19 protein-coding genes and 1 pseudogene are annotated in these 23,006 nt (G+C 65.5%); 15 read left to right on the forward strand and 5 right to left on the reverse strand.

Features of this window, described 5'->3' with window-relative positions; translation table 11 throughout:
• The 3 genes and pseudogenes from AC5P9L_RS20985 to AC5P9L_RS20995 form a co-directional block, all read right to left on the reverse strand.
• Positions 1 to 523 (reverse strand): annotated as a pseudogene (locus tag AC5P9L_RS20985) (RHS repeat-associated core domain-containing protein); the annotation flags it as partial.
• Positions 524 to 537: 14 nt separating this feature from the next.
• A complete protein-coding gene (locus tag AC5P9L_RS20990) occupies positions 538 to 1,110 on the reverse strand; it encodes a hypothetical protein (RefSeq protein ID WP_099562628.1) in 573 nt (190 codons plus the stop codon).
• A 1-nt stretch (position 1,111) separates the two neighbouring features.
• Positions 1,112 to 5,824, reverse strand: coding sequence for an RHS repeat-associated core domain-containing protein (locus AC5P9L_RS20995; protein WP_227415353.1), 4,713 nt, complete (start codon positions 5,822 to 5,824; stop codon positions 1,112 to 1,114).
• Positions 5,825 to 6,180: 356 nt separating this feature from the next.
• Between AC5P9L_RS20995 and AC5P9L_RS21000 the strand changes: the two genes are divergently transcribed.
• Positions 6,181 to 7,002, forward strand: a complete 822-nt coding sequence (locus AC5P9L_RS21000; protein WP_012480490.1) for an alpha/beta fold hydrolase — start codon at positions 6,181 to 6,183, stop codon at positions 7,000 to 7,002.
• Positions 7,003 to 7,037: 35 nt separating this feature from the next.
• Here the strand turns inward: AC5P9L_RS21000 and AC5P9L_RS21005 are convergent, their stop codons facing one another.
• The gene (locus tag AC5P9L_RS21005) at positions 7,038 to 7,832 is read right to left on the reverse strand and encodes an AraC family transcriptional regulator (RefSeq protein WP_012480491.1); all 795 of its coding nucleotides are present in this window, start codon (positions 7,830 to 7,832) and stop codon (positions 7,038 to 7,040) included.
• A gap of 79 nt (positions 7,833 to 7,911) precedes the next feature.
• Between AC5P9L_RS21005 and AC5P9L_RS21010 the strand changes: the two genes are divergently transcribed.
• The 10 genes from AC5P9L_RS21010 to AC5P9L_RS21055 all read left to right on the forward strand — a co-directional run bounded on the left by AC5P9L_RS21010 (position 7,912) and on the right by AC5P9L_RS21055 (position 17,828).
• Complete coding sequence (locus AC5P9L_RS21010) at positions 7,912 to 9,873, forward strand: FUSC family protein (protein WP_262101560.1); 1,962 nt, start codon at positions 7,912 to 7,914, stop codon at positions 9,871 to 9,873.
• Positions 9,874 to 9,877: 4 nt separating this feature from the next.
• Positions 9,878 to 10,087 (forward strand): DUF1656 domain-containing protein, encoded by a 210-nt coding sequence (locus tag AC5P9L_RS21015; RefSeq protein ID WP_044570365.1) that lies wholly within the window; start codon positions 9,878 to 9,880, stop codon positions 10,085 to 10,087.
• Position 10,088: 1 nt separating this feature from the next.
• Positions 10,089 to 10,973: an HlyD family secretion protein gene (locus AC5P9L_RS21020; RefSeq protein WP_262101559.1), complete on the forward strand. Its 885-nt coding sequence runs from the start codon at positions 10,089 to 10,091 to the stop codon at positions 10,971 to 10,973.
• A complete protein-coding gene (locus tag AC5P9L_RS21025; RefSeq protein ID WP_262101558.1) occupies positions 10,970 to 12,406 on the forward strand; it encodes an efflux transporter outer membrane subunit in 1,437 nt (478 codons plus the stop codon). Before AC5P9L_RS21020 ends, AC5P9L_RS21025 begins: the two co-directional genes overlap by 4 nt.
• A 134-nt stretch (positions 12,407 to 12,540) precedes the next feature.
• Positions 12,541 to 12,888, forward strand: a complete 348-nt coding sequence (locus AC5P9L_RS21030; RefSeq protein ID WP_049397970.1) for an RcnB family protein — start codon at positions 12,541 to 12,543, stop codon at positions 12,886 to 12,888.
• A gap of 71 nt (positions 12,889 to 12,959) precedes the next feature.
• Complete coding sequence (locus AC5P9L_RS21035; RefSeq protein ID WP_012480496.1) at positions 12,960 to 13,490, forward strand: Cif family virulence factor; 531 nt, start codon at positions 12,960 to 12,962, stop codon at positions 13,488 to 13,490.
• 103 nt (positions 13,491 to 13,593) lie between these two features.
• Positions 13,594 to 14,268 carry a response regulator transcription factor gene (locus AC5P9L_RS21040; RefSeq protein WP_012480497.1) on the forward strand — a complete coding sequence of 225 codons (675 nt, stop codon included), beginning with the start codon at positions 13,594 to 13,596 and terminating at the stop codon, positions 14,266 to 14,268.
• On the forward strand, positions 14,265 to 15,497 hold the full coding sequence (locus AC5P9L_RS21045; protein ID WP_049397968.1) for a sensor histidine kinase: 1,233 nt from the start codon (positions 14,265 to 14,267) through the stop codon (positions 15,495 to 15,497). Before AC5P9L_RS21040 ends, AC5P9L_RS21045 begins: the two co-directional genes overlap by 4 nt.
• 59 nt (positions 15,498 to 15,556) lie before the next feature.
• On the forward strand, positions 15,557 to 15,943 hold the full coding sequence (locus tag AC5P9L_RS21050; RefSeq protein ID WP_012480499.1) for a diacylglycerol kinase: 387 nt from the start codon (positions 15,557 to 15,559) through the stop codon (positions 15,941 to 15,943).
• 73 nt (positions 15,944 to 16,016) lie between these two features.
• Positions 16,017 to 17,828, forward strand: coding sequence for a phosphoethanolamine transferase (locus AC5P9L_RS21055; protein WP_262101557.1), 1,812 nt, complete (start codon positions 16,017 to 16,019; stop codon positions 17,826 to 17,828).
• Here the strand turns inward: AC5P9L_RS21055 and AC5P9L_RS21060 are convergent.
• Positions 17,732 to 18,652, reverse strand: coding sequence for a M14 family metallopeptidase (locus tag AC5P9L_RS21060; protein ID WP_005409936.1), 921 nt, complete (start codon positions 18,650 to 18,652; stop codon positions 17,732 to 17,734). The two genes, AC5P9L_RS21055 and AC5P9L_RS21060, sit on opposite strands and share 97 nt — an antisense overlap.
• A 144-nt stretch (positions 18,653 to 18,796) precedes the next feature.
• Between AC5P9L_RS21060 and AC5P9L_RS21065 the strand changes: the two genes are divergently transcribed.
• Genes AC5P9L_RS21065 through AC5P9L_RS21080 form a run of 4 tightly spaced genes read left to right on the forward strand, consistent with a single transcriptional unit; the run spans position 18,797 to position 22,718 of the window.
• Positions 18,797 to 19,450 (forward strand): DUF3348 family protein, encoded by a 654-nt coding sequence (locus tag AC5P9L_RS21065; protein ID WP_099498053.1) that lies wholly within the window; start codon positions 18,797 to 18,799, stop codon positions 19,448 to 19,450.
• 10 nt (positions 19,451 to 19,460) lie between these two features.
• A complete protein-coding gene (locus tag AC5P9L_RS21070) occupies positions 19,461 to 21,725 on the forward strand; it encodes a DUF802 domain-containing protein (RefSeq protein ID WP_279915902.1) in 2,265 nt (754 codons plus the stop codon).
• Positions 21,722 to 22,360 (forward strand): OmpA family protein, encoded by a 639-nt coding sequence (locus tag AC5P9L_RS21075; RefSeq protein WP_005409939.1) that lies wholly within the window; start codon positions 21,722 to 21,724, stop codon positions 22,358 to 22,360. Before AC5P9L_RS21070 ends, AC5P9L_RS21075 begins: the two co-directional genes overlap by 4 nt.
• Positions 22,284 to 22,718, forward strand: a complete 435-nt coding sequence (locus tag AC5P9L_RS21080) for a DUF2894 domain-containing protein (protein WP_414488583.1) — start codon at positions 22,284 to 22,286, stop codon at positions 22,716 to 22,718. Before AC5P9L_RS21075 ends, AC5P9L_RS21080 begins: the two co-directional genes overlap by 77 nt.
• The last annotated feature ends 288 nt before the right edge of the window (positions 22,719 to 23,006 follow it).

Consider the following 23,006-nt stretch of genomic DNA (forward strand, 5'->3'; position numbering starts at 1 on the left):
CCGCTGATAGTTGTAGAACAACCCACTCGCATCCGTCGCCTGCTGGCCCGGGAAGCGCAACGCAAGCTCGAACGCCACACCATCCCCATCAGGATCGGCACTCGGAATCTGGTTGCCGAACACTTCGCTCTTGTTGCTCCACTCCCAGATTGCAACATTCCGCACCGGATCGATCACCACGCGCGGCGTACCCAGATGATCTGGTTGGACGTAGGCCAGCTCCGGCACGCCGGTAGCCGGCACATTGATCAGCGCCACCGGGTAGTTATCCAGCCAGATGGCCTACTGCTGCGCCTGGCCCGTGGCCGAGTAGTTGCCCAGCCACAGCCCTACCTCGTCATACAGGGTGATCTGCGCTGCGCCACCGGCCGGGGTACGCAGCACGCGCTCACCGCGATGATTGCAGGCGTAGCTTTCCAGTACGGAATTGCCCTGCTTCACCGCGTTCATGCGGTTGGTATCGCTGCAGGTAAACGATCTGCTTCCAGAGCGTGGTATTCCCTGCTGCGTTAGGGCTGCGTGCAGCGAGACGATTCGCTACCGTCCGCTGCCCCAGGAGCTACCGCCGACTAATTGATTCGTCTGGAAAGACCACGTCTCCAAAAGATGCTGCGCGCCCGATTCACCATCATTCTTCAGCACAGAAAGAATCGCATCTAATCTACTTCTAATAGCATTGGACATTGGCAACTTCAAAAGCGTCTTCAGCGTCGCATCCGCTCCCACGAAATCGCCAAGCCGGATGGCGGATATGTATTTTACCCATTCTGAATAATCGCTTGTGAAGTCAAGACTGTCGACATAGAGCAACAAGTCTGCCGCCGTCCTCACTGCCTCAAGCTTTTTGACATGCGCCTCATGCATTCCACGGAAAAAAACTTTATCCACTTCCGCGCTTGCAATCCTCTGACCTAGAGACATGTGCAGGTAGGGCAAATCATCATATGTCGGAATTACGAAGGTCCATATATAGGTAGAGGATGGCGCAGGATCCAATGTGAAGCCTGAGATAACATCGCGCGTATGTAACGCGATCAAAAAATTGCCAACGACTCGCAGACCGCTCCTCTTGGCCTCGCGCTTCATTCTCCAAAGTGCAATGGATCTCATGCTAGGGCACCGACCTTTCCAGAACACCGCAAAGTATAGTTCCCTTGGGCAGGTGTGTGTAGTAATTGCGAATTTCTGCCGCGGTCAGACCAGCCGCTCCCGATTTCAACTCGACCACATACTTTGGGTACGCCCTGGGTCCATATATGCCGTCGGCGCGAACTGATCCTGGAGTTCCATAATCTACAACGATGCCGTTCAAGTAAGAAACTTCGGAATCGTACGGACCACCAAGGGCCTTTACATTAAATGCAAACTGTACATGAATTCGCGTTCCACGCAGCACACTGAAAGGCCATATTTTGTCGAGGGGAGAGGACGGATTCGCCAAGTAAGCAGCTCGCGCAGCCTCGCTAAATCCTGACATGCCAGGTAGCGTTCGACAAACCGATGTCTGCTCGCAAAGGCCTAGTGAATCCAAGCCAATAAGAGGGTTGCCTCCCACATAGGAATAGGTGCCAATTCCTCCCAGCAACCCAATCGGATCACTCTGTGAGTACCGCCCCACCGCAGGGTCATACTCCCGCTGATAGTTGTAGAACAGCCCACTCGCATCCGTGGCCTGCTGGCCCGGGAATCGCAGCGCCAGCTCGAACACCACACCATCGCCATCCGGGTCAGCACTCGGAATCTGGTTGCCGAATACCTCGCTCTTGTTGCTCCACTCCCAGATTGCAACATTCCGCACCGGATCGATCACTACGCGCGGCGTACCCAGATGATCTGGTTGGACGTAGGCCAGCTCCGGCACGCCGGTCGCCGGCACATTGATCAGCGCCACAGGATAGTCGTCCAGCCAGATGGCCTGCTGCTGCGCTTGGCCCGTGGCCGAGTAGTTGCCCAGCCACTGCCCGGCCTCATCGTACAGCGTGATCTGAGCTGCGCCACCGGCTGGAGTACGCAGCACGCGCTCGCCGAGATGGTTGTAACCGTAGCTTTCCAGCACGGCATCGCCCTGCTTCACCGCGTTCAGGCGGTTGGCATCGCTGTAGGTGAAGGTCTTGCTGCCGATGCTGGTGGTATTGCCCGCTGCGTCATGGGTGCGCGCTTCGCCGTCCACGGCGGTCAGCCGGTGGCTGGTTGCGGGATAGCTGTAGCTGGCGGTGCCTGCCGAGGTGGTCAGCGCGGTGCGATTGCCGGTGGCGTCATACGCATAGGTTTCAATCGGCGTGCCGGTCGCGCCGTCTTGGGTCTGGGTCAGGCGGCCCAGCGTGTCGTAGGCGTACTTGGCCAGCACCGTCGGACCTGCGCCGTTCTTCAGCTCGGTGATCGAACCGACCGGGTCGTAGCCATAGCCCAGCGACAGGCCACCTGCGGCCGAGTCATGTACCGCCTGCGGGCGGTAATCCAGATCCAACGGACGCTGCAGCTGGCGGCCGTTGCCGTAGGTCCAGCCCGTCGCCGAGCCGAAGGCCGCATAGGTCACGTTGTTCACCACGATCTGGCGCGCCTGGCCGGGGCGGGTCAGGCCGATCTGGCTGATGCGGCCCTGGGTATCGCGCACGTAGTCAGCCACGCTGCCGTCGGGGTAGGTCAACGCGGTCAGGCGGCCCGACTTGCTATAGGCGTAGCGCAGCGTGCTGGCAACGCCGTTGACGGTCTGTACCTTGCGGGTGACCTGGCCGAAGCGGTCATGGCAGTACTGGGTGCTGCCATTGGCATGCAGCACCTGCCCAAGCCGTCCCTTGGCGAAGCGCTCGTCGGCGGCACAGGCGGCAGGCGCCACGTCATAGCTGTAGCCCACGTCCAGATTGGGGTCCAGATAGGCGATGCCGATCAGGCGGTTGAGTGCATCATAGTGATAGGTGGCGGTGACGCCGCGTGCATCGGTGGCCGTCTTGCGATTGCCGGCGGCATCCACGGTGAAGCTGCTGGCACCGCTGTCCGGGCTGACTTGCCCGGTCAGATCACCGAAACCGTTATAGGCATAAGTGGTGTGCAGACCCTTCGGGTCGGTGACCTGGGTGACCTGATCCAGCGCGTTGTACTGGCTGCGGATCTCCGCCGCCACGCCGCCCACGTCCTGCAGGGTCTGCGCCAAGCGGTTCAACGGGTCGTACTGCTGGCTGGTCACGCGCTGCAGTGCGTCGGTCACGGTCTGCGGGTTGCCGTTGGCATCGTAGGCAAAGCCGGTGGCGTGATTGCTCGCGTCCTTCAGTGCGGTCAGCTGGCCGAGCGTGTTGAACGTCCGTGCCAGGGTGCGGCGCAGGGTACCGCCTGCATCGAGCGTGTCTTCCTTGAGGCGATTGCCGGCATTGTCCAGCGTGTAGTGAATCGTGTTGCCCGCGTTGTCCTCGATATCGGTCAAGCGCAGCGCCGCATCGTAGACATAGGAAACGCTGCTGCCGTCGGGCTCGGTGATCTGTTGCACCTGGCCGGTCGGCCAGTAGCTGATCTGGGTGACCCGATTCTCGGCAGTGGTCGCGCCACGCACGGTGACCGAGGTTGGCCAGCCGCGGGCATGGTAGGTGTAGTCGGTGACCACGCCGTTGGCATCCTTGACCGACAACGGCCGCCCGAACGCGTCGTAGGCCAGAGTCTCGACCGTCTGGCCCAGCGCATTGGTCACACTGCGCAGGTCGCCCTTGCGATAGGTGCAGGCGCCTCCGATCGCGCACCCTGCATCATCCGCCGAGTAATAGGCATAGGTAACGGCATCGGCCACATCCGTGCGCGGGCCATCCACACTCTTCAGCAGCCCCTCCACCGGGCAGCTGCCTGCCGCTGCCACATCAGCGGCTTCGCAGTACGTGTAGCTGGTGATGCGCGTCTGACCGGAAGCGGTGTCGGTCACCGTGTTGGCCGTCGGCTGGCGTCGGGAATTGAAGGCCGTGCGGGTTTCGCGGCTACCGATCCGGGTGGTCAGTACCGCATTGGTTTCGACGTCGCGCGCCGTGGTCGCCACACGCTGCTCGGGCAAGCCGACCGCTTCGGTCACGGTATGGATGCTGACGGCACGACCGCTTACCGGATCGGTGCCCTGCGCATAGGTGTGCTTGGTCTGGATGCCGCGGCGATCGGTGTAGGTATCCAGACGCCGGCGGAAGTCGACACTCTGGTCGTAGTAGGTCCGGCTGACGGTTCCCTGCGAATCCGTCAGGCCGGTCACCTTGCGCGACGGAGCGCTATCGCCGCCGGGTGTCAGGGTGTAGTCGGTCTGCCGCCCCAGCGCGTCGGTCACCACCGCACCGCCATTGGGGCTGTAGGCCAGTGTCACGCCATCGGCACCGCCGGCATGCTGACTGGAGATCACACGACCGATGGAATCGTAGGTAAAGGTGCTGTAGCGGCGACCGTCCTCAGCGGTGATGCCGGTCAGGTGCTGGGGGAAGTCCTGGTTCTCGTAGTGATATGTCCGCACACCACCACCCGCATAGGTCACCGTGGCGACCTGGTTCTGCGGCGTGTAGGTATAGGTGGCGAGCGCAACGCCTTCGACCAGCACCGAACTGATCAACGCCTCATAGTCGTTGGACTGGTAAACGAACTCCAGTGTGCGGCCACTGCTGTGGGTGACCGCCGCAAGGCGGTCGCTGTCGTCGTAGATGTAGGCCAGCGACGTGCCGTCCGGGAAGCGCTTGGCGGCAAGACGCCCGTCCGCGCCGAAGGTAGAGATGGAATCCGCCGAGTACAGTGTCCAGTTGCCGTTCTGGACCAGACGGTCACCACTGTCGTCGTCCGCCTCATAGGCTTGGCCGATCTTCTTGAATGCACGCTGGAAACCGGTGCTTTCAATGATGCCCACACTGTCAACGCCATCCAGTGCCAGGTGGGCGCCCAGCGAATGGGTCCAGCCATAGCCGAAGCCACCGGATGAGGTGGAGATGCCGGAGTGATAGAAGCGCGTCAGCGCGATCCAGCCCAGATCAAAGTCCTGCGCGATCTCATACTTCTCGCCCGTTTTAACATCACATGGGTTGCCGACATTGCCGTCGCAGGTACCGCCGTTGGAGGCCGGGTCCTTGTCGGGAATCGGACTCATGTTCGCCGCTGTATCGTTGCGGGGCATGGGGCAGCTACCGTTGCCGCCGTCCTTGTCGCACTTCTGCGACTTCGAGGTGATGGTCGCAACGAATTCCTCGTTGACGCAGGCGTTGTGCTTGTTGGACCACTGCGTAAGTGGAACAGGGCAATCAAGCCGGCGTTTGCGGCCGAAGGCCATCTGGCTCACGTAGGGAGCGCAGGGCGATTCGGCCGTGTTCTCCCCGATCATATCGGTGATTTGATAGAACCTGGACTCGACTACGCCTTCCATTTCGGGCACGCCGGAGAACCAGTCACCCTGTGGTGTAACAGCAGCACCCGGACACACAGGGTTACTTGCCTGGACTTCAGCGAGATAACTCGCGACCATCGCCTCTTCGGTCGAAAACTCCGCTGTACTCAGATAGGTCCAGTCTGGATCGGAGGGTTGTGCCTTCCCCATCCAGTAGGTGATCGACGTATTTCCGTTCAAGTCCACGACTTTCGACTTGATCTTGTCGACAGACTGCCAACCGAACTGGAACTCCGGCGGGAACGGACTCGGTGCGGGCAGGCTCTTGATCGCCTGCACCGCCTGCTGCTGGGTCTTGTACTGCGTCGAATTGCCGCCGGGCTGCGAAATACGCCAGGTGATCTTGCTTTCCTGCGCCTGTACAACAGCCGGCGCAATGCAGCCAACGGCAACGATCGCCAGCACGGCACACAAAATGGTCTTCAGTCGTTCCAACATCCCTGTTCTCCTTCCTGGACGAACACAGCGCCGGCGGGAACGAGAACGCGGAGCTGTGCCCCGCGTCATGCTTCGGATCGTCCCTGGTCCGGAATGCGGCAGTGCCACATGCCGCCTTTATCGTTGAGGACGCTTGCACGTTCAAGTGTGGAGCCGCGTAACCGATCACAGATTCAAGCATCCAACGCCATTCAGCGGTCTACGCCCCGTCCCCATGACTTTCTGCACAGGGAGTCGGTGTTATACCTCACTACATTACCAACACGACCTGTCGCGAGGTCGGCAGGCTGTGGCACTCCGCTGCAGACCTGACCCATCGGAAGGGCTGGCACGCGTCACGGCCCAGGAGAATGGCAATGAAGATCAGCCGAGTGACGTTGTGGGCGCTGGCCGCCATGATGGCCGCAGTGGGCACCGCGCACGCAGGGGAAATCCAGGTGGATCGAGGCGCTTACACACTGCAGGCCGAAGAGATGGGGGCCGGCCCGATCACCGTGGTCTTTGAATCCGGTTTCGGGCAGGGCGCGGGGGCCTGGAAGGAGGTGGTTGCCGGTCTGGGGCGCGACTACCACAGCATCACCTACGCCCGTGCGGGACTCGGCAAGTCCGGCAGCGACGGTCATCCCAAGCGCATCGATGCGCATCTGGCCGACCTCACGGCCGTGATCGATACGCTCGCTCCCGGTCGCCGCGTTGTGCTGGTGGGTCACTCCTATGGCGGCCTGCTGGCCACGGAGTTTGCACGCCGCCATCCGGAGCGCCTGCAGGGCCTGGTGCTGGTGGACCCGGCCACAATGGGGCAGCGCCATGCGTTCAAGCAGGCCGACAGTGCCCGCGTGCAGGCAGATGATGCCCAGCTGCGGGCGATGCTGCCGCCAGCCATGGCCGCCGACTACGCCGTGCTGACCGAACAGCTGGATGCACCCGGTGCGGAAACCCCGCGCACGATGCCGGACGTGCCGGTAGCGCTGCTGACTGCAACCCAGCTGGCTGCCGAACCGCTGTTCTTCGAGGAAACCGCAGCGGGCAAGGCGCTCTGGAAAGCACAGCACGCCCTGCTCTTCTCGGGATTCACGCGCGGCTCGCACCGCTACCTGGCAACCGGCCACACCCTCCAGCGCGAGGAACCCGCTGCGGTGGTGGCAGCGATTCAATCGGTCTCCGGCACCTCGAAGTAGCTGTTCCAGGCAGGGGCTTCCCGGGCTGTCCCCGGCTACTGCCCACGCAGGCGCACCGCAAAGTACCGCGCCGGGGAAAGGCCAAGCGCTTTCTTGAACATCGTGATGAAGGCCGTCACCGACTCATAGCCCAGCGTCTCGGAAACGCGTTGTACGGGTGCACCGGCGGCGAGTTCCCGAATGGCGATGAGCAGGTGCAGTTGCTGCCGCCAGCGCCCGAAGGACAGTCCCGTTTCCCGTTCGATGAGGCGGGTCAACGTGCGCTCGCCCAGGGCCAGGCGCACGGCCCACTGGCCGATGGTGCTGCGGTCTGCCGGATCCGCCGACAGCGCCGCAGCCAGCGCGCGCACCTTCGGGTGATGGCTGACCGGCAGCGACAGATGCTCAGCCGGCGTCTGCACCAGTTCGTCCAGCAGCACCCGCGCCAGCCGGTCGGTGTGGCTGCCATGCGGATAGTCCAGCGGCGCGTCGGCCAGGTGCAGGATCATCTCGCGCAGCATCGGCGAGATGGCCAGCGTCACGCACTGCGCCGGCAGGTCGACGATGCCGGGCTCGACGAACAGGTAGCACAGGCGCGCGTTGGCGGTGGCGCGGTTGCTGTGCGGCATGCCGCCCGGAATCCAGACGCCACACTGGGGCGGCACGATCCACAGCGCATTGGCCACTTCGCAGGTCACCGCCCCATGCAGCGCAAGAATGAGCTGACCCTTTCGATGCTCATGCACCGGAATTTCCGCGTCGTGCTCGGCCACCTGCAGGCGGCTGGCAACCGCCGGGCGATCGGTCTCGTCCGGGTCCAGGTCAAAGCCGGGGAGCGAAATGCGAGCCATTCTCACATTGACCGGTTTTAGCGATTGATTGTCATTGTAGCGAAATTCGCCAGTGCGGCCGGTCACTAGCATGAGCTGCATGCACTCCCCCACCCCGCTCCGCCCCCACCTGCTCCAGGCATTTGCCCGGTTTAAAAGCCCTGCCCTCAGGACCGACCAGGAGGCGGTGCTGTTCTCGCTCAAATGCCTGCTCGCCGCGTCGTTGGGGCTGTATGTCTCTCTGCGGATCGGCCTGAACCGCCCGTTCTGGGTGGTCGGCACGGTCTATCTGGTGTCGCAGCCCCTTTCCGGGGCGACACTCAGCCGCGGCCTGTTCCGCCTGCTGGGTACCGTGGGCGGGGCCGTCGCCACCGTCGCGCTGGTGCCACGTTTCGCCAATGCACCCTTGGTGCTGAGCGCCACACTCGCCACCTGGATGGCGCTGTGCCTGTACCTGGCGATGCTCGACCGCACGCCACGTGCGTACGCGTTCCTGCTGGCCGGCTATACCACCAGCCTGATCGGGTTTCCTGCGGTGATGGTGCCGGGAGAGGTGTTCACCATTGCCATCACGCGGGTGCAGGAAATCGCCATCGGCATCCTGGCCGCCACGCTGGTACATGGGTTGGTGCTGCCGCGCCGGGTCTCGATGCGCGTGCACGCACGGGTTGCTGCCGTGCTGGAGGATGCGGAACGATGGACACGCGACATGCGCGCCAGTGCATCGGACACGGTACTGGCGACGGACCGCTCGAAAGTGGCCGCCGACCTGCTCGAGCTGCATGTGCTGTCGATCCACCTGCCCTTCGACAGCGCCCACGGCGTCGCCCAGGTGCAGATCCTGCGTGCCCTGCATGACCGGATGCTGGACGTACTGATGCTGTCCAGCGCGGTGGAAGATTCCATCGCCCGGCTGCGCTCACCACAGGCCAGCGCGATGGATGCAACAGACTGGCGCGATCTGCTGCGGGCCGGCCTGGTCGCGCAACAGGCCGAGATCGACCTTGCCCACGCCGATTGCCGCGTACTGCAGGCGGAGCTGCACACTGCCCGGCCCGACTGGCGCCGGCATGTACCTGCCCGCCTTGCGCGACATACGCAGGGTGCGGCACTTCACCGGGATCATCGGCTTGCCCTGCGCAGCGCGCTGGGCGCGTTCGTCGGCATCCTGCTGAGCTGCGTTCTGTGGATCGTTACCGGCTGGTCGGACGGCGCCACGGCGGTGTCCATCATCGGCACGGCGTGCGTGCTGTTCGGCACGATCGAAGCGCCTGCGCCGCATGTCATGCGCTATCTGGTGGGGTCGTTGATCGGCGTTGGCGTCGGCCTGCTCTACGGTCTACTGATCTTCCCCGCGCTCTCCGATTTCGTCGGCCTGATGGCCGCGCTGGCGCCGGTGCTGCTGCTGTGCGGATCGTTCCTGGCCCGGCCGCCCTTCATCATGGCTGCGCTGGGCGTGGTGCTGACGTTTCCGCTCATCGCCGGCCTGGGCGCGACCAATTCGACCAACATCGTCGGCGCACTCAACAACGGCGTTGCGTTGTTCATCGGTACGACGGTGGCACTGTGCAGCATGCAGCTGTTCCAGACCGCCGATGCGGGCCGCAACCGCGCACGGCTGGAGCGTTCGATCCGTCGGGACATTGCGCGACACGCCGCCGGACAAGGCGGTGCGACCCGCGCCTGGCTCAGCCGCATGCTGGATCGAATCGGGCTGCTCGCTCCCAGGTTGCAGGGCCGTTCCAGTGCCGCACACGATCTGCGGGAATTGTTTGCGGACGTTCGTGCGGCACGTGCATCCAGCCAACTCCGCGCGCTGGAAAGGCGGCTGCACAACCCGAAGGTTCGGGCGCTTCATGCGGCGCTGGTCGAACGCATCGCTGCACATTTCAGGGTTCGCGCCCACTCGCCACGCAGTGTCGACACCCATCTTCTGGAGCTGCTGGACCGCATGCGCGAGGCAGCGGCGGCCAGCAGCGAGGCTAATCAGAGGTATCTGTCGCACCTGCTCTGCGGGTTGCGCCGTGACCTGCTGGCATCCCCGCTTACCCATCGGCACTGACCTCATGTTTTCTGACCATTCCATTGATGGCGTGCTGATCCCCGGCCTGCTCGCCGTGGCCGCCGCCGCGCTGGTGCTGTCGATGCTGAGCTCACGCCTGCTCGCCAGCCTCGGCCTGTACCGGTTGTTCGCCGCGCGGCCCTTGGTGGGCCTGTCCCTGTTCGTGATCCTGGCGGAGCTGATGATCCGGCTCTCGCCCCTGCTCGAGAAATGAAATGAAACACCTGCTTGCTGTCATCGGGCGCTGGAGCGCTACGCTGGTTGTATTCGCGATTGCTGTCGTCGCCGCACTGTCCATCTGGAAGCGTTACGAAATGCGCCCGTGGACGCGGGATGGGCGGGTGCGCGCCGATGTGGTGCGCGTTGCATCGGACATGGGGGGGCTGGTCACCCAGGTGCTGGTGCACGACAACCAGCGGGTCAGCGCCGGACAGCTGCTGCTGGTACTGGATCAACCGCGCTTCGCTGCCGCGCTTGAGAAGGCCGATGCAGCGGTCAGCAGCGCTCGCGCCACGCTGGCGCTGGCCCGCCGCGAATCGACACGGGACAACGCACTTGGCAACCTGGTCGCCTCGGAGACACGCGAACGCAATGCCGCCAAGGTCGATACCGAGTTGGCAGCGCTGGCGCAGGCACAGGCCGAACAGCGCGTCGCCCAGCTCAACGTGCAACGCACCGAGGTGCGCGCAACCACCGACGGCATCGTCACCAACCTGGACCTGCACGCGGGCGACTACCTGCAACCCGGTGCGCAGGCACTGGCGCTGATCGACACCCGCAGCCTGCGTATCGAGGGCTACTTCGAGGAAACCAAACTGGGCTGCATCACCGAGGGCGATGCCGCCGTGGCGCGGCTGATGGGCGACGACCACGACGTCCGCGGACACGTGGATACCATCGCCGCCGGCATCGCCGACGATCAGCGCTCAAGCACCCACAACCTGCTGCCGGCCGTGGCGCCGACCTATACCTGGGTGAGGCTGGCACAGCGCATCCCGGTACGCATCCGTATCGATGATGCGTCGCCGGATACCCGGCTGATCGTAGGTCGCACTGCGAGTGTGACCATCACCCCCTCGGCGCAGGGAGCCTGCAAGTGAGCGTGCGGACAGTACGTGGCGGGCTGCTTGCCCTGCTGCTGCCGATGACGGCCTGCGTGTCCGGCCCCGACTATCACCTGCCGGCGAGCGCTGTCGCAGCCTCCCCACGGGCGGCGCGGGCGTTCGTCTCGGGCCAGGAGGCATCGTTCAGCCACGACGCGCCACCGGATCGATGGTGGCAACTGTATGGCGACCCCCAGCTTGACGCCTACGTACGCGAAGCACTGGCGGCCAATACCGACCTGCGCGCCGCCGATGCCAACCTTCGGCGCGCCAGCGCGACCGTGCTGGAGTACCGCGCGCGCGGTGCCGTACAAGGGGACGTGGATGCATCGGGCACGCTCACCCATGCCGGTGGCTACACCCAGGCGTCGGCCGCACCGCAATCCTATGCGCTGGGCCTCCACCTCTCCTATCCGCTGGATCTCTCAGGCGGCATCCGCCGCGGCATCGAAGCCGCCAACGCGGACACGGAGGCTGTCGCTGCGGCACGCGACCAGGTCCGCGTGGTCGTCGCTGCGGCCGTCACCCGTGCCTATCTCCAGGTGTGCACAAGCAATCACACGCTCGCTGCAACCCGGCAGGTGCTGGCGATACAGCGCGCCACGCTGGAGGCAACCCGACGGCTGGCTGCAGGCGGGCGCGGAACGGACTTCGATGTCAGCCGTGCCGGTGCCGCCGTCAATCGCAGCGCGGCGGCGATACCGCACCTGCTGGCGGAACGGCAGGCCTCACTGTTCGAACTGGCCGCACTGATGGGCAAAGTCCCGGCAGACTATCCCAGGGAAGCAGAAGGGTGCCCACAGCCCCCTGAGCTGCAGCAAGCATTGCCGATCGGTGACGGCTGGCAGCTGCTCCAGCGGCGCCCTGACGTACGCGCAGCCGAACGCAGCCTGGCCGCCGCGACTGCAATGATCGGTGTCGAGACGGCGAGTCTCTATCCGCAGATCACCCTGGGCGCCTCTTCGGGCGTGGCCGGCACACCGGCGCATCTGCTGTCGGCCGACGGCTTCGGTGCGAGCATCGGTCCCGTGCTGTCATGGCACTGGCCCGACCGCCGCGTAGCCAAGGCCCGCATCGCGGCGGCCGGTGCCAATGCGGACACCGCTCTCGCTTCCTTTGACGGAGTCGTGCTGCAGGCACTGCGCCAGACCGAGACCGCGCTTTCTGCCTGCACGCAGGAGCTTGAACGCGAGCGCAGCCTGGCGCACGCGCGTCGGGACGCATCCCGTGCCACCGAACAGGCACAGCACCTCTACCGCTTCGGCAGGATCGATTTTCTCGACGTGCTTTCGGCCCAGGCCGAGCTGGCAGATGCGGAGTCCGCATTGGCCGCCTCGCGCGCGGAGCGCATTGACCGGCAGATGGATCTTTTCGTGTCGTTGGGCGGAGGCTGGGCCGCAACGGATTCGGCCCCGGGCGGGCTCCAATGACCCGTTGTCTGGCAACGACTGCAGGCCGCGCCGTCTGTTCAGGAAATTACCGCCTACACCCGCATTCATTCACATGGATTGCCCTATATTCCCGCCACAGCGCCGCATGCTGCGGCCATGACGGAGGCATCCCCATGAAGACCACACGTTTGCTTGCCATCGCCTTGACCACCGCCACCGCTTTCGCTGCGGCCCCCGCGTTCGCCGATCCGCCGCACCACGCCCGCGGCAACGGGCCGCCGCCGCACGCAGGCGGCCCGCACAACCGCGAAGCGCCGCCGCCGGGCTGGCAGAAGAAGGCTTGGCGTCGTGGCGATCGCCTGCCTTGGGCTGAAGTGGACCGCCGCTACTGGGTGAACGATTACGCGCGCTATGACCTGCGCGAGCCGGGCCGCGACCGGCGTTGGGTGCGCCAGTCCGATAACGAGTACCTGTTGGTGGAGATCGCCACCGGCTTGATTGTTGACGCGCTGCATCGTTGAATGCGGAGCGCGCCGGGGCCCTGTAGCCGTGGCCCTGGCGCGCTCCCACCACACTGCGGCCGACATGAATGATGCGAACCACCGGATTCCAGAGCGCGTTTCTCATTGTTGGCCTCATCGCAGGCCAGCCGGCCCACGCTAGCCAGCAGCCATCAGCGGCGGATGTAAAAGCGATCGAACAGGTGGTCGAAGCGTTCCGCACCTCGCTGATCAACAAGGACAAGCCGACCTACATGGGCCTGTTCTTCTCGGACAAACCAGAAGACATCGGCTGGCAGTTCGTTTCCGAGGACGTGCGCCTGCAGGACATCCGCAAGGCCAAGCCCGATGCAATCAAGGCACGGCAGATTCCTGCAAACAACTTCATCGCGCTGATCGACGGGGCGGTGGCCTCGCCGAAGCCGAAGGAGGAGAAGTTCTCCAACACGAAGATCGAGACGGATGGTGATGTGGCTTCGGTCTCGTTTGACTACAGCTTCCACGACGATGGGGTGAAGACCAACTGGGGCAAGGAAATGTGGCAGCTGATCCGCACCGAACAGGGCTGGAAGATCTTCTCGGTGATCTACTCGGTCCGCGATTCACGCAGCCCGGCCGATTGAGCAGGGCTTGATGCGGGCGCCCTCACCCGCGATCCATTCAGCAAGGGCATTGGCATTCGGCGAGCGATCGGGCAGAGTTCGGCCACGCGCAAGGACGCATGCCATGACCCGCCTGCTGATCATCGAAGACAACCCCGAGCTGGTTGCCAACCTGTATGCCTTCTTTGAACCGCTGGGCTACGTCCTGGACGACGCCCGCGACGGCGCCAGCGGACTGCGCCGGGCCACGCAAGACGACTACGACGCCATCCTGCTGGACCTGATGCTGCCGCGGCTGGACGGCATGACGCTGTGCCAGAAGCTGCGCCAGGAGTTCCAGAACCCGGTGCCGATCCTGATGCTGACCGCGCGCGATCCGGTCGAAGACCGCGTGCAGGGCCTGGCCCTGGGCGCGGATGACTACCTGGTCAAACCGTTCTCGCTGACGGAACTGGATGCGCGGATCAAGGCCCTGGTACGACGGGCGCAGGGTCGCCAGGTCCAGAGCGTGCTGGCGTGGAAGGACCTGCAGGTAGACACGCGCTCGCCACAAGCCTGGCGGCAAGGCCGCTGCATTGCGCTGACGCCCACGTCGCACAAGCTGCTGATGTGCCTGGTGCGTGCGGCGCCGGCCGTGGTGCGCAAGCAGGAGATGGAATACCTGGTCTGGGGCGACGAGCCACCGGACAGCGGCGCGCTGCGAACCCACATCCATGAGCTGCGCCTGCAGGTGGACCGCAGCTTCGACACCGCGCTGATCACCACGGTGCACAGCGTCGGCTGGCGCATGCAGGCGTGACCCGTGCCTCCCTCTACCGCCGCCTGAGCCTGCGCACCCGCATCACGATCTCGTTCGTGCTGTTGATGGCCGGTGCCATGGGCTTCATCGTACTGGCCGAACAGGTGGACTACGACCAGGTCCGGGCCGCTGTCGTCGCGCGGACCCAGGACAATGAAGTACGCCGCCTGCAGGACGAACTCGCCCGTGGTCGGCGTCCCGACCTGCCCTCCGGCAGCGCACTGTTCGATGCCCAGGACGTGCCTGTCGTGCTGCGCCAATATGGCCCGGGATATCACGGCGAAGCAGCACCCAACGAGTGGCACCTGCGCGTCTTCGACAGTGCCGGCCAACGTTACTACCTGCTGCAGGACGCAGCGCCCTATGGCTATCTGGAATACCTGATCAATGCCTTTGCGGCACTGGTCATTTCGATCTGCGTGCTTGGCGCCTTCCTGATCGGTCGCAAGGTAGCGACCCACGTCATCGCGCCCATCACACGATTGGCCGATGCGGTGCAGGACGGCCACAAGCCCTTTCCCTACCAGGACGCACGCGATGAGATCGGCGTGCTCGCGCGCGCCTTTGCCCGCCATAGTGACGAGCTCGAACGGTTCCTGCATCGCGAACAGTGCTTCAGCGGCGATGCCAGCCACGAGCTGCGCACGCCCTTGGCCATCATCGGTGGTGCTGCCGAGACGCTGGCCTGCCAGCTTCCGGCCGACAGCCACCTGGTTCCCAGTGCCGAGCGCATCCTGCGCACCACCCAGGAGATGCAGCGCCAGCTGACCTGCCTGCTGCTGCTCTCTCGCGCCCCCAGCACCGTGCCACGCAACGAGGTGGCCCTGCGTGCGCTGATTGAATGCTGCATGGATCGCTGCCAGCCCTGGCTTTCCGGCAAGCCGGTGATCGTTGCGTTTGATGCCCTGCATGACACCGTGCTGCACACCAACGCGGATCTTGCGCGCAGCGTGATCTGGAACCTTCTGCGCAACGCCTGCCAGTACACCGAAAGCGGCGAAGTCCGGATCTCCCTCCACGACGCCGCACTCATCGTCGCCGACACGGGGCCCGGCCTGCCCTCCAGTATCGATCCACAGCTGTTCCAGCGCTTCGTACCCGCTAGCGTGCACAGCGGCGAGGGGCTGGGGTTGTCGATCGTGCAGCGCATCGTCGAGCACCTGGGTTGGAGGATGACGGTGCATTCATCGCAGCAGGGATGCCGGTTCAGCCTGGAGTGGCCCCTCTGACGATTTCCTGACGCACGCGTGCACATGCTGGGGATTGCTCACTTCACGGCGGAAACCGCATGCAGCACCCCAAGGACAGCGGCAAGTACCCGCACGGGAAGACCGGCCTGAGCCGCATCTTCCACACCCTCATCCATTCGCGTGATGGCTTCGTCGCCACCTTCCGCGGCGAGGCTGCCTTTCGCCAGCTGCTGCTTCTGCACGCGCTGTTGATCATTGCAGCGTTCGTACTGGACATCAGCGCGGTCGAGCGCGCGATAGTGCTGGCGGTCTGCTTCATCAGCCTGCTGGTGGAACTGCTCAACTCGGCGATCGAAGCGGTGGTTGATCGCATCTCCCTTGAACAGCATCCGCTGTCAAAGAACGCCAAGGATATGGGCAGCGCCGCGCAGACCACCGCACTGTTGATGGTGGGTGCTGTGTGGGGCCTCATCCTGCTGGGCTAGTCCGCCCAACCTGACAACTTCCTGATAAAGCGGTTTCGATACTGCGCGCACTCCCGCTCCACGGAACCTGCTCGTGCGTCAATGCCGCCGTTTTCCACGGCCCCATCCGATCGTTCTGGTCTGGGCCGTCGCACTGTTCTTCACCACGATTGGAAACATCGCCCTCTGGAAGACGCTGTGGGGGCTGGTCGACCTCAACAGCGTGCGCAGCGTGCTGTTCCTGGCCAGCCTGCCGGTGGTGCTGTTCTGCCTGTTCAACCTGTTGCTGACGCCACTGCTGGCACTGCCATTCCTGCGCAGGCCGCTGCTGGTGCTGCTCGTTGTCGTCAGCGCCGCCTGCAGCTACTTCATGCTGCACTACAACGTGCTGATCGATCGCAGCATGGTGCAGAACGTGTTCGAGACCAACCAGGCCGAACTGAACGCCTATCTGTCGCTGCCACTACTGTTGACCCTGCTGGCGCTGGGCGTGCTACCTGCTGCCGGGCTCGCCCTGGTGCGCACCACCAGCGGGGCCGGTTCGATACGTTCGCTGCTGGTGTGGCCGGCCAGCGCTCTGGCGTCATTGCTGGTACTGCTGGCAATCGGCTTCGCGTTCTACAAGGACTACTCCTCGCTGCTGCGCAACAACCGCTATCTCCGTGACCAGGTGCTGCCGTTGAATGTCGTGCGCCATACCCACGGTTATCTGAAAGGCCTCTACAGCGCCCGCCAGCAACCCTTGCGCCCGATCGGCATGGACGCACGGCGCGTACCGGGCCCGCGTCCGAAGCTGGTGGTCATGGTCGTCGGCGAGACCGCGCGATCACAGAACTTCCAGCTCAACGGCTACCCACGCGCGACCAATCCCCGGCTCTCGCGCAAGGAAGGCGTCATCAGCTTCAGTGATGTTTCCTCATGCGGAACCGCAACGGCGATCTCGGTGCCGTGCATGTTCTCGCAGATGACCCGCCGCCAGTATGACGATGTACGCGCAGCGACCGAGGAGAACGTGCTCGACATCCTGCAGCGCACCGGCATCAGCGTGCTCTGGCGCAACAACAACAACGGTGGCTGCAAAGGCGTGTGCGAACGCGTGCCGACCGAGGACATGCCCGCGCTGAAGGTGGCCGGCCAATGTGTCAATGCCGACGGCACCTGCTATGACGAGGTGCTGCTGCATCAGCTCGGTACACGCATTGACGCCATGAACGGTGACGCCCTGGTCGTGCTGCACCAGCTTGGCAGCCACGGCCCGACCTACTTCGAACGCTACCCGGCACAGTCGCGGGCATTCAGTCCGACCTGCGACAGCAACCAGATCCAGCGTTGCAGCAACGAGGCGCTGATCAACACCTACGACAACACCCTGGTCCATACCGACCGCATGCTTGGCAAGACCATCGACCTGCTGCAGGGTTATGCGGACCAGCGTGATGTCGCACTGATCTATGTGTCAGACCATGGTGAGTCGCTGGGCGAACGCGGAATGTACCTGCACGGCACGCCCTACTTCATCGCCCCGCGCGAGCAGACCCAGGTGCCGATGGTGATGTGGTTCTCACCGGACTTCGGCCGCAACGCAGGCCTTGATGGGGCATGCCAGCGCGACAACGCCCTGCACAGGGCATACAGCCACGACAACGTTTTCCACTCGCTGCTGGGCCTGTTTGGCGTCAGCAGCGCGGTGTACCAACGCGATCTGGATGTCTTCGCCGGTTGCCGGACGGCGGCCACGCCATCGGTGGTCGCCTTACCGGTCAGAAAACGGCGCCGGTTGATGCCGGTCGCTGCCCGCAACGTGGCGCGTTACTGCGCCGCCAGGGCGAAATCCAGGCCCGCACACACCGCCGCCACCTGGGCGTCGTTGCACTCCTGCGGGTTGGTGCGCGGGCTGTCCGGGTAGACCTCGGTGGTGGTGGCAAAGCGCGCGTCGGTGAAGCCGGCGCAGGCGCCGATCGACCGCGACTCACCCCACACCACGCCCGGTGACTGCAGCGGCAAGCCGACCAGGTTGCCCTCGGCGTCGGCCGGGGCGATATGGGTGACTGGCGCGACCGCAGCGATCAGGGCCTTCTGGAACTCGGCCTGCGGGTCTTCGCTGTTGCCGATCACGTAGAAGCCGTCCGGAATGGTGTCGCGCTCGAACGGCTTGCCGTCGCGGGCGCAGCGCGCCGGATCGAACTCGTGCAGGTCGCTGTCGGTGGTCTCGTGCAGGTCCAGGTGCACCAGCAGGTTCGGTTTGCGCTCGGCCACCCAGGCCATCAGCGCGGCCGCTTCCTCGATCTGGCCGCCGTCACGGAAGCTGCGGTTGGGGTCGATGGCATCCGGGTTCCAGCGCTGGATGCGCTCGTAGCCCCACGGGCTGACGCACGGTGCCACGATCAGGTTCAGCCGGCCCAGGTAACGCTCAGCCTGCTGTTCCAGGAACTGCAGGGCGCCATGCACGCCGCTGGTCTCGTAGCCATGCACGCCACCAGTGATCAGTGCGGTCGGCAGCGCCGGGTTCCAGTCGTGGTTGACCACGGCGAACAGCGGGTAATGGTCCGGCGCATAGTCCAGCTGGCCGTACTGGATCACATCGAAGCTGTCGTCCAGGCGCTCGAGCGCGGCCACCACGTCATCGTGGTAGCTGCGCTGGCGCTGCTGGCGGGCCCGCCACTGTGCGCGTTCCGCGTCGCCCCAGGGCTGTCCGGGGGTGCCGATCGGGTAGAACTGCGCAACAGTCATTGGGTACTCCAGGGGTCGAACGGATGGGTGCAGCCGGACATTCTAAGCCTTGTCGCGCCTGCGGGCGCCCCCGCCCGGCCCCGCCTTCATCCAGGCCGGGTCATCTGGTTGTAAAATCAACGGTTTTTGGCCCCTCACCCCTTGATGGCGAACGCAGCGCAGCCGGTCCTGGGTGGACCGGAGTTCCTCCGCCTGCTCGCCCGTCTCAGCGACGGCGCGATGCCGGCCAGCAGTCCCGCCCTGACCGATCGCCTCGGCCAGTGGGTGGACTGGAGCCGTGCCGTGGCCCTGTCCGGGGCGCTCGGCGGACGCCTGCCCGAGCCCGGTGAAGCCGCCGAAGCCGTCGAGGATGTGCTGGCCGACTGCGTCCAGGCGCACGCCAGCCTGCTGGCCTCGATCAGTGAGGACGCCGAGGCCGAGCGCCTGCTGGATCTGGCCGAAGCTGCCGCTGCACCCAACTTCGCCTCGCTGCGCCAGCGCTACCGGGTACTGCAGCAGGCCATCCAGACCGCCACCGGGCGCTTGCGCGGCCGCCTGCGCGACCAGCTGGTGCAGGTTTCGCCCGAGCTGGCGCGGCTGGCCGAGGTCGATGCGGTGATGGAACAGACCCTCACCCCGCGCGAGCACAGCCTGCTGGCCACTGCGCCGGCCGTGCTCGGTGCCCGTTTTGAACGCGTGCACGGCCAGCCCGGCTGGCGCGCGGCCTTCCGCCATGACATGCGCACCCTGCTGCTCGCCGAGCTGCAGCTGCGCTTCCACCCGATCGAAGGGCTGCAAGACGCCCTGCGCTCCCACTGACCGGAACACCATGTCCAGAACTGCTTTCCATGTCGTTGTTTTCCTTGTCGGCCTGCTGGCCGTGTGCTGGATCGGCATTGGCTATGTTTCGGTGCATCCGCTGGGTGCAGCGGTGGCGGCGATCATCGCGGCCTGCTACATCGCCGGTGGCGTGGAGCTGTACCGCTACCGCCAGGCCAGCAACGGCCTGCGCAGCGCACTGAACGACCTGTCCAGCGCGAAGGAGAGCCTCGCTCCCTGGCTGGAGCGCGTGCCCGCAGGCCTGCGCAACGCCGTGCGCCTGCGCGTGGAAGGCGAGCGTACCGCCCTGCCCGCTCCGGTGCTGACCCCTTACCTGGTCGGCCTGCTGGTGCTGCTGGGCATGCTCGGCACCCTGCTGGGCATGATGGACACGCTGCGTGGCACCGGACTGGCCCTGCAGAGCGCGACCGACATGGCCGCGATCCGCGGCTCGCTGGCCTCGCCGGTGCAGGGTCTGGCGGTGGCATTCGGCACCTCGATCGCCGGTGTGGCCAGCTCGGCCATGCTCGGTCTGCTGGCCGCGCTGCTGCGTCGTGACCGCCTGCAGGCCGTGCAGCAGCTGGACCGCGCCATCTCCGGCGACCTGCATCCGTACTCGCAGGCCTGGCAGCGCGCCGAGTCGCTGCGCCTGCTGCAGGCACAGTCCGCGGCGCTGCCGGCGCTGGTCGACCGCCTGCAGGCGATGACCAGCACCTTTGAACAGCACAGTGCGGCCGCCAATGAGCGCCTGCTGGCCGGCCAGGCCGAGTTCCTGACCCAGAGCCAGGCGCTGCAGGAACGCCTGGCGGTCTCGCTGCAGCAGTCGCTGCGCGAAGGGGCTGAAGCCAGCGCCGCCGCCATCGGTGGCGCGCTGCAGCCGATGGCCGAGACCACCCTGGCTGGCCTGGCCCATCACGGCGAAGCACTGCATGCCCGCGTCGAGCAGGCCGTGCAGCAGCAGCTGGCCGGCCTGAGCGACGGTTTTGAGCGCAGCCGCGTCGCCACCGAGGCCAGCTGGGCCAAGGTGGTGAGTGAACAGACCCAGGCACAGCAGGCACTGGTGAGCGACCTGCGCCAGCACCTGCAGGCCTTCAGCGATGGCCAGGCCACGCATGCCGAAGCGCTGGTCACACGTATCGGCGAGCGCCTGCAGGCCGATGCACAGGACAATGCGGAGGCGTTGCGTGCTGCCGCCGAACAGCAGCAGGCCCTGAACAGCGCGCTGGTCGAGCGCCAGCAGCAGGCGTTGATCGCCGCCAGCGAGCATCTGGACGCGCGTGCGCAGGCGCTGCTGCAGGCACTGGAGCAGCAGCACAGCGCCAGCCAGTCGCTGCTGCAGGACCACGAACAGCAGCGTTTGCAGGATTGGCAGGCCGCGCAGGCCGCCGCTGCCACCGCGCACGCCGAACTGCAGGCCGGCCTGGACAGCCGCGAGCAGCAACGCCAGGCGCGCTGGGACGCGGTCAGCGCCGAGTTGCAGCAGGCCCACGCCGCCCTGCAGGCGCAGCTGCAGGCCGGCGACGAACAGCGCCTGCAGCGCTGGAGCGATGCTCTGCAGCACGTTTCCACCGAGCTGGCCGAGCGCCTGCAGGCCAATGGCGAACGCCTGGCCGCGCAGCAGCAGCGCGTCTGCGACACGCTGGCGGAGACCGCACAGCAGATCGGCGAGAACGGTCGCGCACAGGCCAGCGCCACGCTGGCCGAAGTGTCCACCCTGCTGCAGACCGCCGCCGCCGCGCCGAAGGCCGCAGCCGACGTCATCAACGAGCTGCGCAGCACGCTGTCCGAGAGCCTGGTGCGTGACAACGCGATGCTGGAAGAACGCGGACGCCTGCTGGCCACCGTGCAGACCCTGCTGGATGCGATCAACCACGCCTCGCACGAACAGCGCACCGCTGTGGACGCACTGGTCGGTGGCTCGGCCGAGTTGCTGGAACGCGTCGGCAACCGCTTCACCGACCATATCGCTGCCGAGACCGGAAAGCTGGACGGTATCGCCGCAGCGCTCCACGGCAGCGCCGGTGAAGTCGGCCAGCTGGCCAGCAGCTTCGGCGAAGCGGTCGCGCAGTTCGGCAGCGCCTCCACCGAGCTGTCCGGCCGCCTGGAACAGATCGGCGGCGCACTGGATGCCTCGCTGGCCCGCAGCGACGAGCAGCTGGCCTACTACGTGGCGCAGGCGCGCGAGGTGGTCGACCTCAGCCTGCTGTCGCAGAAGCAGGTGATGGAAGAACTGCAGCAGCTGGCCACGCGCCGCGGCAAGGCCGGTAGCGCATGAGCGACGAGCTGGAGGTCGATGGCGGTTCGCACGCCCCGATCTGGGCCGCCTTCGGCGACCTGATGTCGGTGCTACTGGGCGCGTTCGTGCTGATACTGGTCGGTGTGGTCGCGGTGCAGCTGGAGCTGTCGCAGCGGCTGGACCAGGAAGTGAAGCAGCGCCAGGCCGAAGCCAAGCGCCTGCAGACCCTCGAACAGGCGCTGGCGGGCCCGTTGGCCGCCGGTCGCGTGACGCTGGTGGATGGCCGCATCGGCATCAGCGGCAGCGTGCTGTTCGCGCTGAACTCCGACCAGCTGCAGCCGGAAGGCCAGGAGCTGCTGCGCAGCCTGGCCGCACCGCTGGCCGCCTATCTGGGCAGCCGCGAGGAAATTCTGATGGTCAGCGGCTTCACCGATGACGCACCGGTGCGCGAAGGCAACCGGCGTTTCGCCGACAACTGGGAGCTGTCCGCGCAGCGCTCGCTGACCGTGACCCGCACCCTGATCGCCGATGGCGTACCGGCAGACGCGGTGTTCGCCGCCGCGTTCGGCAGCGAGCAGCCGGTCAGTTCCAATGCCAATGAGGAAGGCCGCGCACGCAACCGCCGCGTGGAAATCGCGCCGATTCCCAAGCCCAAGGCCCCGGATGCCAAGTAAGCCGCCAGCGCTGGAAGGCCTGCGCGCACTGGTGCGCGACCTCGATGCGGGGTCGCGCTCGCTGCCGCATTACCCGCAGGTGCCGATGCTGCAGCAGGTGCAGCGCGAGTGGTCGGAGCTGCGCAGCGAACTGCAGGTGCGCCGCTCACTGCGCACCGAGGCCCCTGCCGACGGCGGCCCGCTGAACTCGGCGGTGCTGGTGCAGCGCATGCTGGACACGATGCAGGCCACCAGTCCCGGCTACCTGCGCCACTTCATCGACTATGTGGATACGTTGTCGTGGCTGCAGGCGCTGCAGGACGGCGCCGCCAGCGGTGCAGATACCGCGAAGCCGAAGCGGACACGCAAGCCGCGCTGAACATTCACTGGTAGTGCCGGCCGCTGGCCGGCATCAAACCGGACCGACCACGGCCGAAGCGCGCGCAAGCGGCGCTGAACAGCGAATGGCCGTGCTGAACATTGACTGGTAGTGCCGGCCGCTGGCCGGCAGCCATGCAACTCCGCGGAGGTCATGAGGTTGCCGGCCAGCGGCCGGCACTACCACCGAGGGTGCTCTGTGCGCCGGAACGCAATCTGCGCTGCGCTTCGGCTTTGCTGTGGTAGTGCCGGCCGCTGGCCGGCATCAAACCTGACCGACCACGGCCGA

The sequence above is a fragment of the Stenotrophomonas sp. YJH_SMC_64 genome (assembly GCF_059371375.1).

What these genes read in the sequence shown, in the direction of transcription:
- AC5P9L_RS20990 (WP_099562628.1), bottom strand. Translation starts at nt 1,110, where the DNA reads ATGAGATCCATTGCACTTTGGAGAATGAAGCGCGAGGCCAAGAGGAGC.
- AC5P9L_RS20995 (WP_227415353.1), bottom strand. Translation starts at nt 5,824, where the DNA reads ATGTTGGAACGACTGAAGACCATTTTGTGTGCCGTGCTGGCGATCGTT.
- AC5P9L_RS21000 (WP_012480490.1), top strand. Translation starts at nt 6,181, where the DNA reads ATGAAGATCAGCCGAGTGACGTTGTGGGCGCTGGCCGCCATGATGGCC.
- AC5P9L_RS21005 (WP_012480491.1), bottom strand. Translation starts at nt 7,832, where the DNA reads ATGGCTCGCATTTCGCTCCCCGGCTTTGACCTGGACCCGGACGAGACC.
- AC5P9L_RS21010 (WP_262101560.1), top strand. Translation starts at nt 7,912, where the DNA reads ATGCACTCCCCCACCCCGCTCCGCCCCCACCTGCTCCAGGCATTTGCC.
- AC5P9L_RS21015 (WP_044570365.1), top strand. Translation starts at nt 9,878, where the DNA reads ATGTTTTCTGACCATTCCATTGATGGCGTGCTGATCCCCGGCCTGCTC.
- AC5P9L_RS21020 (WP_262101559.1), top strand. Translation starts at nt 10,089, where the DNA reads ATGAAACACCTGCTTGCTGTCATCGGGCGCTGGAGCGCTACGCTGGTT.
- AC5P9L_RS21030 (WP_049397970.1), top strand. Translation starts at nt 12,541, where the DNA reads ATGAAGACCACACGTTTGCTTGCCATCGCCTTGACCACCGCCACCGCT.
- AC5P9L_RS21035 (WP_012480496.1), top strand. Translation starts at nt 12,960, where the DNA reads ATGCGAACCACCGGATTCCAGAGCGCGTTTCTCATTGTTGGCCTCATC.
- AC5P9L_RS21040 (WP_012480497.1), top strand. Translation starts at nt 13,594, where the DNA reads ATGACCCGCCTGCTGATCATCGAAGACAACCCCGAGCTGGTTGCCAAC.
- AC5P9L_RS21050 (WP_012480499.1), top strand. Translation starts at nt 15,557, where the DNA reads ATGCAGCACCCCAAGGACAGCGGCAAGTACCCGCACGGGAAGACCGGC.
- AC5P9L_RS21060 (WP_005409936.1), bottom strand. Translation starts at nt 18,652, where the DNA reads ATGACTGTTGCGCAGTTCTACCCGATCGGCACCCCCGGACAGCCCTGG.
- AC5P9L_RS21065 (WP_099498053.1), top strand. Translation starts at nt 18,797, where the DNA reads ATGGCGAACGCAGCGCAGCCGGTCCTGGGTGGACCGGAGTTCCTCCGC.
- AC5P9L_RS21070 (WP_279915902.1), top strand. Translation starts at nt 19,461, where the DNA reads ATGTCCAGAACTGCTTTCCATGTCGTTGTTTTCCTTGTCGGCCTGCTG.
- AC5P9L_RS21075 (WP_005409939.1), top strand. Translation starts at nt 21,722, where the DNA reads ATGAGCGACGAGCTGGAGGTCGATGGCGGTTCGCACGCCCCGATCTGG.
- AC5P9L_RS21080 (WP_414488583.1), top strand. Translation starts at nt 22,284, where the DNA reads ATGAGGAAGGCCGCGCACGCAACCGCCGCGTGGAAATCGCGCCGATTC.